Source organism: Massilia phyllostachyos (genome assembly GCF_021044825.1).
Taxonomy (GTDB): Bacteria; Pseudomonadota; Gammaproteobacteria; order Burkholderiales; family Burkholderiaceae_D; genus Telluria; species Telluria phyllostachyos.
In genome coordinates, this window is sequence record NZ_JAJNOC010000005.1 from 242,559 (window position 1) to 260,711 (window position 18,153).

The window sequence follows — 18,153 nt, forward strand, 5'->3', positions numbered from 1 at the left end:
TGGCGGGGAGCGCCAGTTTACGACAGGCCCTGCTTGAGCATCGCCAGCATCTCGCCGGGCGACATGCGCGCCGCCATCTCGGTCCCCTCTAACAGGCTGTCGGCCAGGTCGCGCTTGCGGTGGTGCAGGTCGACGATGCCTTCCTCGATGGTGCCCTGCGCCACCAGGCGGTAGATCGTCACCGGCCGCTGCTGGCCCATGCGGTGGGCGCGGTCCGAGGCCTGGTCCTCGACCGCCGGGTTCCACCACGGGTCCATGTGGATCACGTAGTCGGCCGCGGTCAGGTTGATGCCGACCCCGCCCGCCTTCAGGCTGATGAGGAACAGCTCCCCTTCGCCGGCCTGGAAGGCGTCGACGCGGCGCTTGCGCTCCTGCATCGGCGTGGCGCCATCCAGGTACTGGTAGGGGATGTGCTTGCCGTCGAGGTAGTTGCGGATCAGGGTCAGGTGGTCGACGAACTGGCTGAACACCAGCACCTTGTGCTTGTTCTCGAGCAGGTCGTCGACCAGGCGCGCGAATGCGACCAGCTTGCTGCTGACCAGCCCCGAGCCCGGCGCCACCAGCTCCGGATTGCAGACCGCGCGCCGCAGCCGCATCATCTCGGCCAGGATCTCGATCGATTTCTGGCTCTCCGGCGCCTCCAGCGCGGCCAGCTTGTCGAGGGCCTGGCGGCGCAGCGATTCGTAGAGCGCGGTCTCGTCCTGGGTCAGTTCGACCGGGATCACGATCTCGGTGCGCGGCGGCAGTTCGGTCAGCACCTGGGCCTTGGTGCGGCGCAGGATGAAGGGTTGCGTCAGGCGGCGCAGGCGCATGCGGGCGCCGGCTTCGGCGCGTTTATCTTGCGCCTTCTCGATCGGGCCGGCGAAGCGCAGCTGGAACTGGTCGGCGGTGCCGAGCAGGCCCGGATTGATGAACCTGAACAGGTTCCACAACTCGCCCAGGTGGTTTTCCAGCGGCGTGCCGGTGGCCGCCAGGCGGAAGTCGCCCTTCAGGGCCATCACGGTCTGCGAACGCTTGGTGTGCATGTTCTTGATGGCTTGCGCTTCATCGAGCACGATGCTGTGCCAGGTTTTCTTCGTGAACAGCGGCGCTTCCAGTTGCAGCAGGCCGTAGCTGGCGACCACGACGTCGAAGGGGCCCGCCTCTTCGATGGTCGCCGCGCGGTCGCCCGGCCCGAACAGTTTCAGGTTCAGGGTCGGTGCGAAGCGCTGGGCTTCGGCGATCCAGTTCAGGCAGACCGAGGTCGGCGCCACCACCAGCGCCGGCCCGTCGGGCGCGCGCGTCAGCAGCAGGGCCAGCGCCTGCAAGGTCTTGCCGAGCCCCATATCGTCGGCCAGGCAGGCGCCCACGCCCCAGTGGGCCAGGCGCCCCAGCCATTCGAAGCCCTCGCGCTGGTAGTCGCGCAGCTCGGCTTGCAGGGTCGACGGCAGCTGCGGCGTGAACGCCTCGCTGTCGGCCATGCGCTGCAAGTGCTTGCGCCAGGCCGCATCGTCGCTCACGCTGCCGGCCTCGCGCGCCAGCTCGGCCAGCGAGAAGCTCGCCAGCGGATGCATGCGCAGCTCGTCGCCGTGCACCGTCCCGTAGTCGGCGAGTTCCATCAGACGCCGGTGCAGCTCGTCGCTCAGGGCCAGGTACTCGTTGTCGCCCAGCGCCACGAAGCGGCTCTTCTCCTCGCGCAGCTTTTCGAGCAGCGACTGCAGGCTCAGTACGCGGCCTTCGTCGATGACGACGTCGCCGCTGGCCGCGAACCAATCCTTGTCGCGCCGGATCTGCACACGCACCGATTTCGTATTTGCGCGCTTGGAGACGCGAAATTTCTCGCCTTCGGGCCAGGCCACCACCACCCTGGCCGGGTCGAAGCTGCGCAGTTCGTCCACCAGTTCCAGGCAGCGCAGCGGCGTGGCGAGCAGCCATTCGCCGTGGTCCAGCTCCCCGTGCTCGAGCGCATGGCAGGCGCCGACCAGCTGGCGCTCGGCCTCGCGTTCGTCGTTCAGCTTGCGCCTCGCTTCCGTGCGCACGCCGTTCACGTCGGCGATCACGCTTTCCGCGCCGGCGCCGGGCGTGTAGTAGGCGCCGCCATCCAGTGGACGCACCAGGATCTGCATGCGCAGGCCCTGCTGGTAGGGACGCAGGTGCAGGTGCAGGCGCGCATCGGCCGCGACCTGCTCGATGTCGCCCGGGCTGGCGCCGATGTCCGACTGCACCGTGACGATCGAGGAGATCGCGCTGATCGCGCGCAGCACGCGGCGCTCCGCCTCGCTTGGCACTTCCAGGCCCTCGCCGACGATGGCGGCGATGCGGCGGTGTTCTTCCTTGATGTTCACCAGGCGCAGGCGGGTCGGGGTCTCGCGCGTGACGATCACGTCGCCATCCTGCGCACTCAAGGAAGGGTGCAGCGAGATCGTGACCTTGGCGCCGCGCGCCTTCACCAGCAGTTCCGGCTCGCCCGGCAGCAGTTCCACGCGCGTGCCCGGCGCATCCATCCAGAACAGCAGCGGATGGCCGACCAGGCTGGCCAGCGCCTTGTCGCGTTCGAACTCGAAGCGGATGCCGGTGCTGCCGTAGTAGCGGCGGCCGGCGATGGTCGCTACCGCCTGCACGTCCTGGGCGGTGAGGAAGTCCAGCGTCTGCGCTTCTTCCGCCAGGCGTTTCAGGCCCATGGCGCGGCCGCGGCTCCAGCCACCCTGCGCATCGCGCTTCTGTTCGCGCGGCTCGAGTTCCTGCACGCCCATCTGGTCGTCGTAGCGGATCATCCAGACCAGGCGCGACTCGCGCACCACCTCGGCGTTCACCGCCGGCTGCAGGTTGATCAGGGCGTTGAGCTGGCGTTCCCACGGCTCCTCGCGTTCGAACCAGTGGGTCAGGTCGGCGATGCGGTGGCGCCCGCGCAATTCGCTCGCGCGTGCTTCGAAGCCCACATGGCCGGGGCCCCCGATGTGGCCCAGCAGGGCGGCCAGCTGGCTCGAGAGCAGGTCGAAGCCTGCCTGCTCGGACTGCGCCAGCATGGCTTCCATGTCCTCGCGTTTGGCGTTCAATTGCGGCAGGCCGAGCCAGTGGTGCATCAGCGCGCGGAAGGTGAACGGCTCGATCGCCATTTCCCAGCTGCGCGAAGCCAGCACCTCGGTGTCGACGGTGCCGCGGCGGATTTCGTGCAGCATGCTGAGCTGGAATACCACGGCCGTTTCGGCGCGCTGCACGGCGCGGGTGGCGATGTCGAGCCAGGCGTCGGCCAGCTTCAGGTGCGCCGGCGCATTGCTGCGCAAGAGGGCGACGAGGTAGACGTGGGCGCCGATGCCCTCGAAGATGGCCTTGCGCTTGCCGGTCTCGCGGCGCAGCTGTCTGAGGGCGGCTTCCACGCCGGGCAGGCCGGCGTCGATATCGTCGCGCAGCAGGGCGACCACGCTGCGCAGGAACACGGCGGCGGCGTCGTTCACTTCCGCCAGCAGCGCCAGCGCGTCGTCCAGCCTGCCGCACAGGACCAGGTGTTCGGCCAGCGCGATCCGCAGATCGATCGACGGGTCGGGTTGGGCCTCGGCCGCCGCCCGGATGGCGGGGGCAATGGCCGGCTCGCGCTGGACGTGCTGGATCAGGGTCGCCAGCACGCCGTCGACCAGCGAGGGGTAGATATAGGTGAGCATCGCCGGCGCGAAGGGCCGGGCGCAGATGTCGACCAGCGGGTGCAGGTAGGCCGCCTCGTGGCAGCGCAGGCAGGCCGCCAGCAGGGGCGTGACGACTGCCGGCCGCTCGCCAGTAAGGAGGGCGATGCGCAGCAGGGCCAGGCCCTGGCGGTAGCTGCGCAGCACCGGCGTGCCCTGCCAGTCGACCCGCAAGGGCGTCACCTGCGCATAGGCGCGCTGCAGGGCGTTGAAGTAACCCTCTTCCAGCGCCCGTTCCAGCGCCGGCCAGCTGGCGTGCGGCGCGATCGCGAAGCCGCGTCCGACCACGTCCAATACCAGCTCATTGGCGCGCAGGCTTTCCAGCTCGGCCGTCCATTGCCCCTCCGGCAGCGGCAGGCCGGCCGCCATCAGGTGTTCGAGGATGCGCTGGCGGCCCATCGGCTCGCCGGTCATGGCCAGCAGCGCGAGGATCGCCTGTTCGCCGGTCGTCAAATCGTGAAGCGTCATGCAGGCAGGTTCTCGATGTCCAGTTGCGGCAGTCCGGCGGGTACGGGAATGCCGAACACGCGCAGGTAGAACACCAGCTCCGCCTCCAGGGTCGTGATCACACTCTCGGCCTTTCTGAAGCCATGGCCTTCGCCCTCCAGGGTGATGTAGGCCACCGGCACCTGCCGGGCGCGCAGGGCGTCCACCATGGTTTCGGATTGCGACGGCGGCACCACCATGTCGTCCAGGCCCTGGAAGAAGATCATCGGGCGTGTCAGCTTGTCGGTGTGGTGGATCGGCGAGCGTTCGCGGTAGACCTGTTCGGCGCGTTCCGGCGGCGCGATCAGGTACTGGTTGTAGTGCGACTCGAACTTGTGCGAGTCCGCGTCCAGCCCGGCCAGGTCGGACACGCCGTAGTAGCAGGCGCCGGCCTTGAACAGGTCGTGGAAGGCGAGGGCGTTCAGGGTGGTGAGGCCGCCGGCGCTGCTGCCGCGCACCAGCAGGCGCGCCGGGTCCACCAGGCCCTGCTCGACGAGATGGCGCGCGCCGGCCACGCAATCCTCGACGTCGACCACGCCCCACTGGCCCTTGAGCAGGTCGCGGTAGGCGCGCCCGAAGCCGGTGCTGCCGCCGTAGTTCACGTCCAGCACCGCGAAGCCGCGGCTGGTCCAGAACTGGGTCGACAGCTTCAGGGTGCTGGCGGCCATGCCGGTCGGGCCGCCGTGGCCGATCACGATCAGGGGCGGCAGTTCGCCGGTCGGCGCCTCATGGTCGGCGTTGGCCGGCGGGTAGTGGAAGGCATACGCCGTGCGGCCGTTGGCGCTCGGGTAGCTGATCGACCGCGGCACCGATAGGTAGGTCGCGGGCGGGAGCTGGGGAATCGAGCGCGCCAGCACCTCGTGCCCGCCGTGCTCGACATCGATGCGCGCCAGTTCCAGCGCCAGCGTCGGTGCGCCACCCAGCAGCGCGACCGTGTGCGCGTTCACGCGCAGCTCGCGGATTTCTTCGTAGGGCGTCGGCACCTCGCTCAATACGCCATCGCGCAGGCGCGCCAGCTTGCTCACGCCTCCTTCGACATAGGCGCACACGATTTCCTCTTCTGAACGGAAGCCGTACAGCGAGCCGCCGAAGTTCCACTGCGGTCCGCCGAATTCCGCCTCCTTGGAACACAGGGCGTGCGCGACGCCATGGTCGTAGCGGTACAGGTTCCACCAGCCGCTGCGGTCCGACACGAAATGCAGCACGCCGCCGGGCGACCATTCCGGCTGGCAGATCGATTCCTGCGGCCCGCCCGCGACCAGGCGGCCGTCGACGAGCGTGCCGTCTTCCGCCACGTCGGCCAGCCATAGCTCGCAGCCTTCCCAGGGCATGCGCGGATGGTCCCAGCACAGCCAGGCCAGCTGGCGGCCATCCGGGGAAAGGCGCGGGGCCGCATAGAAATCGTTGCCGTCGACGAGCACGGTCTCGCTGCCGTCGAAAGCGATGGCGGCGATGGTGTTCTCCGGGTAGTGGCCGCCGCTCGAATGGTCTTCGCGCACGGTCACCAGGCGCCCGCGCGGCGCATCGACCACGAAGTCGGCATAGCGCTGCTTGTTGTCTTCAGCCGTGATCGCAACCGGCGCAGTACCCGGTTCGACGCGGTACAGGCGCCCGTCGGGCTGGTTCGAAAACCAGGCCACGCCATCGGCGACCGTGTGCGCGCCGCCGCCGTACTCGTGCACCTTGCTGCGCACGTTGAACGGGGCTGGCGTCAGCTCGCCGCTGGTTCCGACAAGGGTCGAGCGTCCCGCCTCGCTGGCGCGCCCCTCGAGCCAGTACAGGTTGGCGCCGTCCAGCATCAGGGCGGACAGCGGCGTGGCGCCGGCCGCGACGACGGCGGCGGTGATCGGCGACGTCCATGCGCCGCAGGGAGCTTGTTGTTTGGTCATGACGGGTTCCTACAAGACTGGACGGGCATTATAAGTGCGAGCCCGGAGATGCGATAATAGAGGTTTTCCCTGCGCTTTCCTTGTCAGCCATGCCACAATTCGCCCCGCTCCAGAACGACACCTTCCTGCGTGCGCTGCTGCGCCAGCCGACCGACTACACCCCGGTGTGGCTGATGCGCCAGGCAGGCCGCTACTTGCCGGAATACCGCGCCACGCGCGAGCGGGCAGGGTCCTTCCTGGGGCTGGCGAAGAATCCGGATTTCGCCACCGAAGTCACCCTGCAGCCGCTCGACCGCTACGCCCTGGACGCCTCGATCCTGTTCTCGGACATCCTGACGGTGCCGGACGCGATGGGCCTGGGCCTGTACTTCGCCGAGGGCGAGGGCCCGAAGTTCGAGCGTCCGCTGCGCACGGAAGAAGCGGTGCGCGCCCTGCAGGTACCGGATATGGCGTCGCTCGACTACGTCTTCAAGGCGGTGACCCAGATCCGCACCGCCATCAACGGCCGCGTGCCGCTGATTGGCTTCTCGGGCAGCCCCTGGACCCTGGCCTGCTACATGGTCGAAGGCGGCGGCTCGCGCGAATTCCACACCATCAAGAAGATGATGTACCAGCGTCCGGACCTGATGCACCACATCCTGGACACCAATGCGCGCGTGGTGGCGCAGTACCTGAACGCCCAGATCGACGCCGGCGCCCAGGCCGTGATGATCTTCGACTCCTGGGGCGGCGCACTGGCCGACGGCGCTTATCAACAGTTCTCGCTGCGGTACATGCGGCAGATCCTCCAGGACCTGCAACGCGAGAAGGATGGCGTGCGCATTCCCGCCATCGTGTTCACCAAGGGCGGCGGCCTGTGGCTGGACGAGATGGCCGACATCGGCGCCGATGCGCTGGGACTGGACTGGACCGTCAACCTGGGCCGCGCGCGCGCTTTGGTCGGCGACCGCGTGGCCCTGCAGGGCAACCTCGATCCGGCCATCCTGTTCGCGGCGCCGGAACAGATCGCGGCGGAAGTCGAACGTTCCTTGAGCGCCTATGGCACGCCGTCAGCCGGCCATGGCCACGTGTTCAACCTGGGCCACGGCATCTCGCAGTTCACGCCGCCCGAATCGGTCACCGCCATGGTGGAAGCTGTCCACAGCTTCAGCCGCCGCCAGCGCGCCGACTGACCGGCTCTTGACCCGCTGCGGCATGGGTTGCCGCAGCAAAATCACACTTGTTCACAAGTTCGTAAATCAGCAAAATTATTCCTGTGGACATCTCTACTGCATCGAAAAATACGCAAGCCAATGATTCTTAAGCGATTTTTTCATGATGAACTGTGGATTTACACAGTAGAGCGCCTTAGTTATCTTTAAAATGTCCCCACTTCCCCTTCCTTGTTCACAAAGTTATCAACAGGAGGGCGGATAAGTTGTGAAAAGTGCTTGGTTTACGCGGACTTAGCTCAACTCTTCAAGTAAGGTCTCAAGTTCGTGACGCGCTGCAGCGAGTTTTCCCCGGGCACATGTGCAGTTATGCACAGCAAGCCGATTCCAGCCCGACTTGTTAACAGGGATAACTCTTAATTCATAAGCTATTGATTTTTAAGTGAAATTAATCATTGCGCCCACGAATCCCCGGATTCGAGTTGATCTAACGTAAACCTCGAACCCGGTCAAGTACCGCGCTATTCACAAAGTTTTCCACAGCTTTCCACCGCTTTCCATTCACCAAGAAGGTTGGACTTGGCACACTGCTTCCTACAAGTCGCGCTCGACACCCCGCTCAACAGCTGCTTCGATTACCGCTGGCCCTGCGCCTCCGGCGAAGAGCCGCTGGTTGGCCAGCTGGTGCTGGTGCCGTTCGCGCGGCGCGAGGTGGTGGGCCTGATCGTGGCGGTGAAGGACACCAGTGACGTCCCTGTGGACAAACTGAAGGATGCGATCGCGGTGCGCAGCCAGCTCGCGCCGCTGCCGGAGCGCTGGATCGCGCTGGCGCGCTTCGCCGCCGACTATTACCAGCGTCCGCTGGGCGAGGTGGCGCTGCCAGGCCTTCCGAAAAACCTGCGGGTGCCGAAGACCGTGGCGCTGGACCGCGCACTGAAGAAGCTGGCGAAGAACGACACGCCGCACGACCCGACGCCCTCCGGCATGCCGGTCCTGAACCCCGCGCAGCAGGAGGCGGCGAATGCGATCGGCAGCGCCGCGGGCTTCACGCCGATGCTGCTGTACGGCGTCACCGGCAGCGGCAAGACCGAGGTCTACCTGCAGGCCTGCGCCCAGGTCCTGGGGCGCGACCCCGACGCCCAGATCCTGGTGCTGGTCCCCGAGATCAACCTGACGCCCCAGCTGGAAGGGAATATCCAGGCGCGCTTCCCGGGCCTGATGCTGGCGACCCTGCACAGCGGCCTGTCCGAGGGCGAGCGCATGCTGCACTGGCTCGCCGCGCATGAAGGAAAAGCGCGCATCGTGCTGGGCACCCGCCTGGCGATCCTGGCCTCGCTGCCGAACCTCAAGCTGATCGTGATCGACGAGGAGCACGACCCCTCGTACAAGCAGCAGGAAGGCCTGCGCTACTCGGCGCGCGACCTGGCGGTGTGGCGCGCCCACCAGCTGGGCATCCCGATCGTGCTCGGCTCGGCCACGCCCTCGCTCGAAACCTGGCACCATGCGGGTTCCCATCGCTACCGCAAGCTGGAGCTGCGCGAGCGCGCCGTGCGCGACGCCGTGCTGCCGACCGTGAAGCTGATCGACACCGAGCGCGACCGGGTCAAGGATGGCCTGTCGAGCGCCGTCATCGCGGCCTTGCGCCAGCGCCTGGACCGCGGCGAACAATCGCTGCTGTTCCTGAACCGGCGCGGCTATGCCCCGGTGATCTCCTGCGACGCCTGCGGCTGGATCAGCAACTGCACCCGCTGCACCGCCTTCATGGTGCTGCACAAGCCGGAGCACCGGCTGCGCTGCCACCACTGCAGCCTCGAATTGCGCATCCCGCGCCATTGCCCGACCTGCGGCAACGTCGACCTGCAGCCGCTGGGACGCGGCACCCAGCGCGTCGAAGAGGGTCTCGCCGCGATGTTCCCGGAAGCGCGCATCCTGCGCATCGACGCCGATTCCACCCGCCTGAAAGGCAGCGCCCAGGCGGCCTTCGACGCGGTGCACCGGGGCGAGGTCGACATCCTGGTCGGCACGCAGATGGTCGCCAAGGGCCACGATTTCAAAAAGCTCACCCTGGTCGGCATCCTGAACCCGGACACCGCCCTGTTCTCGCAGGACTACCGCGCCAGCGAGCGCCTGTTCGCCCAGCTGATGCAGGTGGCGGGCCGCGCCGGGCGCGCCGGGGCGGCCTCCGAGGTGCTGGTGCAGACCCGCTACGCCAGCCATCCGCTGTACGGCGCCGTCCAGCGCCACGACTACGACCGCTTCGCCGGCAGCCTGCTGGAAGAGCGCCGCCAGGCCGGCCTGCCGCCCTTCATGTACCAGGCCTTGCTGCGCGCCGAGGCGCCGGAACTGGCGAACGCGATCGCCTTCCTGGAGGCGGCGCGCGACTGCCTGCCGACCGAGGCGGTGATGATCAACGACCCGATCCCGATGACGATGACGCGGGTGCACAACACCGATCGCGCCCAGCTGCTGGTGGAATCGCCTTCGCGACCGGCGCTGCAGCACTTCCTGCGCGAGTGGGTCGAGATTCTGCGCGCCATGAAGTCGCGCGTGCGCTGGTCGCTGGAAGTGGATCCGATCGATATCTGATCGGTGGCGGTGCGTGAGCATGGCAAAGCGAAATTTTGCTACAGTGGACGCATGCCTCGCTTTTTCGCCGCCGCGTCCTTGCTCCTGCCACTGCTACTGTCGCCACCATGCATGGCGCAGGCCGTCACACCCACGCGTCCGATGGGCGAGATCGTCGCCGAGGTCACCGGCCGCCTTGTAGCGCAGGACTGCCCTGCCGCGGTGACGGCGTTGAAGCAAGGCCTGAAAAGCTTGTATCCCGAGGTCGCGCTTCTGGCCGGGTCGATGTACGAGAACGGCCTGTGCCTGAAGCGCGACTGGAGCAAGGCGGTCATCTTCTACACCCAGGCTTACGAGGGCAATCTTGCGGAAGCCGCCGATCGCCTGGCCGCCGGTTTCGCGGATCCCGCCAACGGACTCGACGTGGCTGCGGCATTGTGGTGGGCCCTACGCGGCAGCAGCCCGCGCCTGGAAGGTTGCACAGTCAGCGCGGAGGCCGAGAAGGATCCCGAGCGATTCGTCGCGGAATTGAACGCCTGGCCACAGCGTATGCTGGCAACCTGCAACTACGTGATCGGCGTGCTGTCCGCCGTTTCTTCGGAAGTGAAATATCCCCGCAGCCTTGGAGGCAAGGGCGTCGATGTCGTGCTGCGATTTTTCCCGGAGGCGCCGCGCATCGAGCTGGAAACTGGCGAGGCCGCGGTGGCGCGGGTGCTCGGCCAAACCGCCGGTGACAAGCCGCGCCAGCGCATTGACCAGCGGGACGCCAGCCGCTTCGAAGCCATGGTGCGCAGCGCCGTCGATATCGCCCTGCGTCGCTATCCGCAGCCGCGCGGCGTTCCGCCCGGCTCGGAAATCGCCATGATTTACCGCTTCCCGGTCCAGTAGCGCGACTTCATTTTTTCGCCGCGAGCCGGCGTGCAGCCTGCGCCGGCGGCATGTTCTTCAATGGCAAAAAGGCCGCGGCCCGCGCCAGCCCCCGCACCAGGGTGGCTTCACCCGGCCGCAGGCCGCGTCCGCGCAGCTGCGGCAGCGAGCGCACCGGCTCGGGCACGATCTGCACCGCCGCGCGCACCAGCAGGCGCTGCAGGGGCCGCAGCGGCGCGGGCAGGATCGGCGCCTCGCATATGATGCGCAGGAAATCGGCCAGGATGCTCGAACCCTCCAGCGTGGGCGCGGTCGCAAGCAGCAGCGCTTCCCACTCGGCCCAGGAACGCGGGGCGCCACGCGCGCCATACAGGCCGGCGGCCGCCTCGCCCTCGGCGAAGGCCGCATCCTTTTCCAGCGCGGTCAGCGGCTGCACATAGGCGTGGTAGGCCTCGGTGAAGCCGAAGCCGGCGGTGGCCTGCACCCAGTCCAGCAGGCGCTGGTCATTGGCGCGGTAGGGCAGGCCGGCGGGCGTGTGGCCCTCGACGCGGCCGTGCATGCGCACCACGCGCGCGATCATCTTCTCGGCCTCGGAACGCGGGCCGTAGACCGTCATCCTGGCGGCGAAGCCGGTGCGGCGCAGGCGCAGGCCGGGGTCGCGCCGGAAGCCGCTGTGGTCCCAGACGCCGGAGCGCACCGAGGGCTCGGCCAGTTCCAGCAACACGGCCGCCACCCCGCCGACGAACAGCGACACGGGATTGGCGAACACGCGCCACGAGACGCCGTCGTGCGGCGCCAGCGCCGGTTCGCCCGCCGGCTGGCTGAAATCGCAGGCCATGCCCGCGGGCGGGCGCATCAGTTCGCGTAGCGTGTCCAGCATCGGCATCCCCATCGTTGCCATATGCTCCAGATCGGGACGATCACGCCGGGATCAAGTCGCCAGCGCCCGAGGCCGAAATCGCGTATCGTTTCGCCATGAACATGCGGAGAAAACCATGAAGAAACTGGATGTGGATGTCGCCGTCATCGGCACCGGCACTGCCGGCATGACGGCCTACCGCGCCGCCAAGGCCCAGGGCGCGCGCACGGTGGTGATCGAGAGCGGGGTGTACGGCACCACCTGCGCGCGGGTCGGCTGCATGCCGAGCAAGCTCCTGATCGCGGCCGCGGAAAGCGCGCACGCGATGCAGCACTCGGCCCCCTTCGGCGTGCATGCGGGCGAGGTCCGCATCGACGGCCCGGCCGTGATGGAACGGGTGCGGCGCGAGCGCGACCGCTTCGTCGGCTTCGTGGTGGAGAGCGTCGACTCGTTCGATGAAGACGACAAGCTGCGCGGCCATGCGCGCTTCACCGGCCCGCATACGCTGCTTGTCGACGACCACACCGAGATCAATGCGGCGCGGGTCGTGATCGCCACCGGCTCCACGCCGCTGCGCCTGCCGGCGCTGGAAAACGTGGGCCCTGGCATCGTCACCAGCGACGACGTGTTCTATTGGGACGACCTGCCGACCTCGGTCGCCGTGATCGGCACCGGCGTGATCGGGCTGGAACTGGGCCAGGCCCTGCACCGCCTCGGCGTGCGGGTGAAGTTCTACGCGCGCGGCGGCAGCATCGCCCACATCAGCGACCCCGAAGTGCTGCGCGCCGCCGGCCGCGTGCTGAACGAGGAGCTCGACATCCAGTTCCAGACCAAGGTGCTGGGTGCGGTGCAGGAGGGGGACGAGGTGGCGCTGACGGTGGCCGACGCCCTCGGCAACGAGCAGACCGAGCGCTTCCAGTACGTGCTGATGGCGGCCGGGCGCACGCCGAACGTGCACGACATCGGCCTGGAGACGACGGGCCTGGAACTGGGCGCCGACGGCATCCCGCTGTTCGACGCGCGCACCATGCAGTGCGGGAACAGCCACATCTTCATCGCCGGCGACGCCAACAACGAGCGCCCGCTGCTGCACGACGCCGCCGACCACGGCAAGATCGCCGGCGACAATGCGGGCCGCTACCCGGACGTGCGTCCCGGCCTGCGCCGCACGGCGATCGCGGTCGCCTTTACGGAGCCCAACATCGCGACCCTCGGCGCCAGCTACAGGACGCTGGTCGAAGGCGGCAAGCGCAAGTTCGCGGTCGGTTCGGTGTCGTTCGCGAACCAGGGCCGCAGCCGGGTCATGTTGCAGAACAAGGGGATGCTGCGGGTGTATGCCGAATTCGGCTCGCGCCGCTTCCTCGGCGCCGAGATGATCGCGCCGCGCGCCGAGCACCTGGCGCATACGCTGTCGTGGGCGGTGCAGATGCGCATGACGGTGGACCAGATGCTGGAGATGCCCTTCTATCACCCGGTGATCGAGGAGGGCGTGCGCACCGCGCTGCGCGATCTGGCGCAGTCGCTCACGAAAGGCGAGAGCGACGTCGACGCCGCCGACACCGAACCGGGAACGTAGGCGCCGGGATCAGTTCAGCAGGCTCGCGTCGAGCTTCCCTTCACCCGCCAGCTGGCGCAGGATGCGCACCGTATCGATATCCGCCTCCTGGTAGGCCGAACGCTTGAAGTCGTCATACATTTCATTGGCCGGGTCGCTGTGCTCGCCCTGGCCGTCGTCGTAGCTGAAGCGCACCAGCAGCACCGCGTTGGTCGGCGCTTCGATCTTCATGCTCAGGCTGGACGCGGCGATCTCGCCCTGGGCCGGCACCTCGTAGCGCACTTCCTTCAGCGGCGTCAGGTGCACCACGTCGTCGATCACCAGGTCGCCGTAGCGCAGGCGGCGGGTGAAGTTGCCGTCGCCGCGTTCCAGAATCGTGCATTCGTCCAGGTGCGGCACGAACATGGACGGCGATTCGGCGCGCAGGACCAGGCCGCGCCACAGCTGTTCGATCGAGATGGTGTCGATCAGCGGGTTCATCGGATCGTTGATCTGGATGATGTGTTCAAATTTCATGTGCGGGTGTCCAAAGGGCCTCGGCGCAGGGCGCCGCAAGGGTGCGATGGTACTCCATTGCGCCGCTTTCTGCCGCGCCGCGGCGGTGTTGCAAACTCGGCCATACGGCATTTTTTGCCTGCGCGATGCCGAACTCATCGTTACAATACCCGGCCATCCTGCAGAAATCTTTCCCATGTCCAACGCACCCAAATTCGGCCTCAACGGGCCGCAAAGCGAAGCCGTGCTGTATCTCGACGGCCCTTGCCTGGTGCTGGCCGGCGCCGGCTCGGGCAAGACGCGCGTCATCACGCAAAAGATCGCCTACATGATCGAGCACTGCGGCTACGATCCGCGCACCATCGCGGCGCTGACCTTCACCAACAAGGCGGCCCTCGAGATGCAGGAGCGCATCGGCAAGCTGCTCAAGCAGCCGAAGCAGGCCAAGCAGCTGACCGTCTCCACCTTCCACTCGCTGGGCGTCAAGATCCTGCGCCAGGAAGCGGCCGGCGTCGGCCTGAAGGACAAGTTCTCGATCATGGACAGCGACGACTGCTACACCGTGGTCTCCGACCTGGCCCTGACCACGGACAAGCAGGAAATCCGCCGCATCCAGAACGCCATCTCCCTGTGGAAGAACGGCCTGGTCGACCCGGAAGATGCGATCAAGAATGCCAAGGACGAGGACGAAGCCATGTCCGGCCGCGTCTACCGCAGCTACCTCGCCACCCTGCAGGCCTACCAGGCGGTCGACTTCGATGACCTGATCCGCCTGCCGGTGGAACTGTTCCGCAACAACGAATCGATCCGCGACCGCTGGCAGCGCCGCCTGCGCTACCTGCTGATGGATGAATACCAGGACACCAATACCTGCCAGTACGAGCTGGTGAAGCTGCTGGTGACCGGTCTCGGCAAGAAGCCGATGTTCACCGCCGTGGGCGACGACGACCAGGCGATCTACGCCTGGCGCGGCGCCTCGGTCGAGAACCTGAAGACCTTGCAGACCGACTTCCCCGACCTGCGCGTCATCAAGCTGGAACAGAACTACCGCTCCACCACCCGCATCCTGCAGGCGGCCAACGCCGTCATCGGCAACAACCCGAAGCTGTTCGAGAAGTCGCTGTGGTCCGAGCACGGCCTGGGCGAGCCGATCGAGGTGCTGGGCATGCAGAGCGACGAGCAGGAGGCCGAACAGGTCGCCATCATGATCTCGGCCGACCACTTCCAGCGCAAGAACAAGTGGACCGACTACGCCATCCTGTACCGCGGCAACCACCAGGCGCGCGTGATGGAGCAGGCGCTGCGCAAGGAGCGCATCCCCTACACCATGTCGGGCGGCCAGAGCTTCTTCGACAAGGCGGAGATCAAGGACATCATCGCCTACCTGCGCCTGATCGCGAACCAGGACGACGACCCGGCCTTCATCCGCGCCGTCACCACCCCGAAGCGCGGGGTCGGCATGGCGACGCTGGAGGCGCTCGGCGAAGTGTCGAAGCAATGGAACTGCTCGCTGTTCGAGGCGGTGCGCAAGGGCGGCCTGGAAGCCAAGCTGGCTGAGCGCCAGCTGGCGCCGCTGCGCGACTTCTGCCGCTTCATGCTGGAGCTGGAAGACCGCGCCACCCGCCCGGGCCCGTCCGGCAGCGGCGACAACGCGGCCGAGGTCCTGGATGACATGATGAAGGAGATGAACTACGAGCACTATTTATATGAGAACTTCGACGACCGCGCGGCCCAGGCCAAGTGGCAGAACGTGCTCGAGTTCACCAACTGGCTCAAAGAGCGGGGCCGCGGCGGGCGCGACCGCGATGGCGAGGAAAAGAACCTGCTGGAACTGACCCAGATGGTGGCCCTGATGTCGATGCTGGAGGGCTCCGACGAGGAGCAGGATGCGGTGCGCATGTCGACCCTGCACGCGTCCAAGGGGCTGGAATACCCGCACGTGTTCCTGGTCGGGGTGGAAGAGGGCATCCTGCCGCACAAGGGCGACCCCGATGCCCCTGTGGAAATCATCGCGGCGCGTATCCAGGAAGAGCGGCGCCTGATGTACGTGGGCATCACCCGCGCCCAGCGCACCCTGCGGCTGACCTGGTGCAAGAAGCGCAAGCGCGCGGGCGAGCTGGTGCATTGCGAACCGTCGCGCTTCATCAAGGAAATGGCGCTCGACGTCGGCGATGCCCCGCCGAAGGAAACCGAGATCCTGAGTCCGAAGGAAAGGCTGGCCAGCCTGAAAGCCTTGCTAGCCACACCAAAAGCATGACATTGCCGCAAGGAATTGAGTGATGTGTTGCGGATAAACCTTGTAGGGGTGATAACTGTTGCGCACGATTGAAATTCTTATTTGACTTCAACTGTGCCGCAGGAAATACTTTCCGCCAAGCGAGTTCATCCGCACCACTTCATTCTATTCTGACATGGCAACCGTTTCCGACATTACCACTACTCCCCTGTCCGGGCTGAACCACATCGACGCCCTGCTGGACAAGGGTCCGGACTGGAACTTCCTGACTTCCGGCACCGCGAACACGCTGTACTACACCTTCTCGGTCACGACCGGAAACGAACAGGGCAGGACCGGCCAGGAAGCGTTCACGCTGGCCCAGCAGTCGGCAGCGCGCTATGCCTTTACTTATCTGCAGCAAGTCACCGGCATCAAGTTCGTCGAGACCACCTCGGGCACCGCGGCGCAGATCCACCTGGCCAATATCGACATCGCCGGCGCCTCGACCACGGGCCTGTGCAGCTGGTACAGCAGCTATTCCCATATCGGCGATACCCTGAGCAGCTACTCGGCCGATGCCTACGTTTACCTCGACAACGCCGAATGGTTCGGCTACAACCGCGACCTGACCCCGGGCGGCGTCGGTTACCAGACCCTGCTGCACGAACTGGGCCACGCGCTCGGCCTCGGCCATCCCTTCCACGAAGCGGACGAGGAAAACCACATCCACCTGCCCTGGGCCGAGGACAACACCGCCAACACCATCATGTCGTACACCGACAGCGGCGGACCTTACTCGACCTTCAGCCCCTACGACCTCGCCGCGCTCAACTGGCTCTACGGCGGCGACGGCCTCGGCGGCGCGCTCGGCATCGGCGGCGCCGGACGCTACATCACCGGGACCAGCGGCGCCAACACCCTGGTCGGCGGCGACGGCAACGACCTGTTCGTGGGCATGGGCGGCAACGACATCATCCAGGGCGGCCTGGGCACCGACACGGTCCTGTTCAGCGGCGCGCGCAGCGCCTACACCTTCAGCATCAACGGCGCGGGCGACCTGGTCGCCGCCCATGCGGGCGGCACCATCACCATGACCAGCATCGAGCAGCTGAGCTTTACCGACGGCCGCTTCAGCCGCAACGACGTCGTCAATGACACCGTCGCGCCGGCCGCGCCGCAGCTGGCGGTGAGCAAGAATGCCAACGGCTATGCCCAGATCAACCAGGACCTGAAGCCGATCGTCAGCGGCGTCGCGGAAGCCAATTCGCTGGTCAAGATATATGCGGGAGACCGCATCGTGGGCGAGGTGCGCGCCGATGCCAGCGGCGTCTGGCAGGTCGCGCTGGACAAGTTCGCCGATGGCAAGAACTACGCGGTGCGCGCCACCGCCACCGACGGCGCCGGCAACGTGTCCGACTTCAGCGAAGCGGTCAGCTTCCACATCGACGCCACCGCGCCGGTGATTCCGACCGCGCGCCTGACCTACAACGAAACCACCAGCAAGGCGTCGCTCACCGGCACCGGCGAGGCCGGCACCACGCTGCACGTTGTGAACATCGCCGCTCCCGCGGAAATCGGCCGCACCACCGTCAAGGCCGACGGCAGCTGGTCGATCGACTTGCCGGCGCTGCCGAACGGCGCCTACACGGTGCGCGTCTCGTCCGCCGACCTGGCCGGCAACGCCACCAGCTCGAGCGGTTCGATGCAGTTCACCGTCAATAACCCGCTGAACGTCAAGGGCACCGCCGGCGCCGACATGTTCACGGCGGTGGCCGGCAATGCCGCCATCGAAGGCGGCGCGGGCCTCGACACCATCAGCTATGCCGGCGCGCGCGCCGACTTCACCATCGAGCGCGGCGTGTTCGGCGTGAGCGTCACCGACAAGACCGGCACGCTGGGCGCCGACAACCTGTTCGACGTCGAGCGCATCAAGTTCAACGACACCATGGTCGCCCTCGACATCGACGGCATCGCCGGCCAGATCTACCGCCTGTACCAGGCAGCGTTCGACCGCAAGCCGGACGAAGGCGGCATGAGCTTCTACCTGAAGAATGCCGACACCAAGGGCGTGACGCTGGCGCAGATCGCGGAGTCGTTCACCAACAGCCCCGAGTACCGCGACCTGTACCTGAAGGAACCGTCGAACACCAACTTCGTCACGCTGCTGTACAACCACGTGCTGCACCGCGAACCGGAGCAGGGCGGCTTCACGCACTGGATGAACATCCTGAACGAGAACCGCATGACGCGCGTCGACGTGCTGGCCTTCTTCGCCGAGAGCGCGGAGAACCGCGCCCAGGTGATCGGCGACATCAACAACGGCATCGAGTACGTGGCCTATTGATCGTCCCAACGGCGCAGGGCTGGCATAATGCCGGCTTTGCGCCGCTTTTGCATCGCTGTGCGCGCGGG

General features: G+C 66.9%; 10 protein-coding genes. 6 read left to right on the forward strand and 4 right to left on the reverse strand.

Annotated elements, in window-relative coordinates; translation table 11 throughout:
• Positions 1 to 17 precede the first annotated feature (17 nt).
• Complete coding sequence (locus LQ564_RS16635) at positions 18 to 4,124, reverse strand: DEAD/DEAH box helicase (RefSeq protein WP_231059231.1); 4,107 nt, start codon at positions 4,122 to 4,124, stop codon at positions 18 to 20.
• Positions 4,121 to 6,031, reverse strand: a complete 1,911-nt coding sequence (locus LQ564_RS16640) for a S9 family peptidase (protein ID WP_231059232.1) — start codon at positions 6,029 to 6,031, stop codon at positions 4,121 to 4,123. The genes LQ564_RS16635 and LQ564_RS16640 overlap by 4 nt, the downstream gene beginning before the upstream one ends.
• An 89-nt stretch (positions 6,032 to 6,120) precedes the next feature.
• On the opposite strand from LQ564_RS16640, the gene hemE reads away from it, so the two are divergent.
• The 3 genes from hemE to LQ564_RS16655 all read left to right on the forward strand — a co-directional run bounded on the left by hemE (position 6,121) and on the right by LQ564_RS16655 (position 10,635).
• Positions 6,121 to 7,203 (forward strand): uroporphyrinogen decarboxylase, encoded by a 1,083-nt coding sequence (gene hemE, locus LQ564_RS16645; protein ID WP_231059233.1) that lies wholly within the window; start codon positions 6,121 to 6,123, stop codon positions 7,201 to 7,203.
• Positions 7,204 to 7,761: 558 nt separating this feature from the next.
• Entirely contained in the window at positions 7,762 to 9,768 is a 2,007-nt protein-coding gene (locus LQ564_RS16650) for a primosomal protein N' (RefSeq protein WP_231059234.1), read from the forward strand.
• Between the two features lie 141 nt (positions 9,769 to 9,909).
• Complete coding sequence (locus LQ564_RS16655; protein WP_231059235.1) at positions 9,910 to 10,635, forward strand: SEL1-like repeat protein; 726 nt, start codon at positions 9,910 to 9,912, stop codon at positions 10,633 to 10,635.
• Positions 10,636 to 10,642: 7 nt separating this feature from the next.
• Here LQ564_RS16655 and LQ564_RS16660 read toward each other — a convergent pair whose 3' ends face one another.
• The gene (locus LQ564_RS16660) at positions 10,643 to 11,494 is read right to left on the reverse strand and encodes an oxygenase MpaB family protein (RefSeq protein ID WP_231059236.1); all 852 of its coding nucleotides are present in this window, start codon (positions 11,492 to 11,494) and stop codon (positions 10,643 to 10,645) included.
• A 115-nt stretch (positions 11,495 to 11,609) separates the two neighbouring features.
• On the opposite strand from LQ564_RS16660, the gene LQ564_RS16665 reads away from it, so the two are divergent.
• Entirely contained in the window at positions 11,610 to 13,049 is a 1,440-nt protein-coding gene (locus tag LQ564_RS16665) for a dihydrolipoyl dehydrogenase (RefSeq protein ID WP_231059237.1), read from the forward strand.
• A 9-nt stretch (positions 13,050 to 13,058) separates the two neighbouring features.
• Here the strand turns inward: LQ564_RS16665 and LQ564_RS16670 are convergent, their stop codons facing one another.
• Entirely contained in the window at positions 13,059 to 13,544 is a 486-nt protein-coding gene (locus LQ564_RS16670) for an SRPBCC family protein (RefSeq protein WP_231059238.1), read from the reverse strand.
• A gap of 175 nt (positions 13,545 to 13,719) precedes the next feature.
• Between LQ564_RS16670 and LQ564_RS16675 the strand changes: the two genes are divergently transcribed.
• On the forward strand, positions 13,720 to 15,780 hold the full coding sequence (locus LQ564_RS16675; RefSeq protein WP_231059239.1) for a UvrD-helicase domain-containing protein: 2,061 nt from the start codon (positions 13,720 to 13,722) through the stop codon (positions 15,778 to 15,780).
• Positions 15,781 to 15,934: 154 nt separating this feature from the next.
• Complete coding sequence (locus LQ564_RS16680; RefSeq protein WP_231059240.1) at positions 15,935 to 18,085, forward strand: DUF4214 domain-containing protein; 2,151 nt, start codon at positions 15,935 to 15,937, stop codon at positions 18,083 to 18,085.
• Positions 18,086 to 18,153: the final 68 nt, after the last annotated feature.

Excerpts from the sequence above, each read along its gene's own strand:
- LQ564_RS16635 (WP_231059231.1), bottom strand. The coding sequence starts at position 4,124 with ATGACGCTTCACGATTTGACGACCGGCGAACAGGCGATCCTCGCGCTG.
- LQ564_RS16640 (WP_231059232.1), bottom strand. The coding sequence starts at position 6,031 with ATGACCAAACAACAAGCTCCCTGCGGCGCATGGACGTCGCCGATCACC.
- hemE (WP_231059233.1), top strand. The coding sequence starts at position 6,121 with ATGCCACAATTCGCCCCGCTCCAGAACGACACCTTCCTGCGTGCGCTG.
- LQ564_RS16655 (WP_231059235.1), top strand. The coding sequence starts at position 9,910 with ATGGGCGAGATCGTCGCCGAGGTCACCGGCCGCCTTGTAGCGCAGGAC.
- LQ564_RS16660 (WP_231059236.1), bottom strand. The coding sequence starts at position 11,494 with ATGCTGGACACGCTACGCGAACTGATGCGCCCGCCCGCGGGCATGGCC.
- LQ564_RS16665 (WP_231059237.1), top strand. The coding sequence starts at position 11,610 with ATGAAGAAACTGGATGTGGATGTCGCCGTCATCGGCACCGGCACTGCC.
- LQ564_RS16670 (WP_231059238.1), bottom strand. The coding sequence starts at position 13,544 with ATGAAATTTGAACACATCATCCAGATCAACGATCCGATGAACCCGCTG.
- LQ564_RS16675 (WP_231059239.1), top strand. The coding sequence starts at position 13,720 with ATGTCCAACGCACCCAAATTCGGCCTCAACGGGCCGCAAAGCGAAGCC.
- LQ564_RS16680 (WP_231059240.1), top strand. The coding sequence starts at position 15,935 with ATGGCAACCGTTTCCGACATTACCACTACTCCCCTGTCCGGGCTGAAC.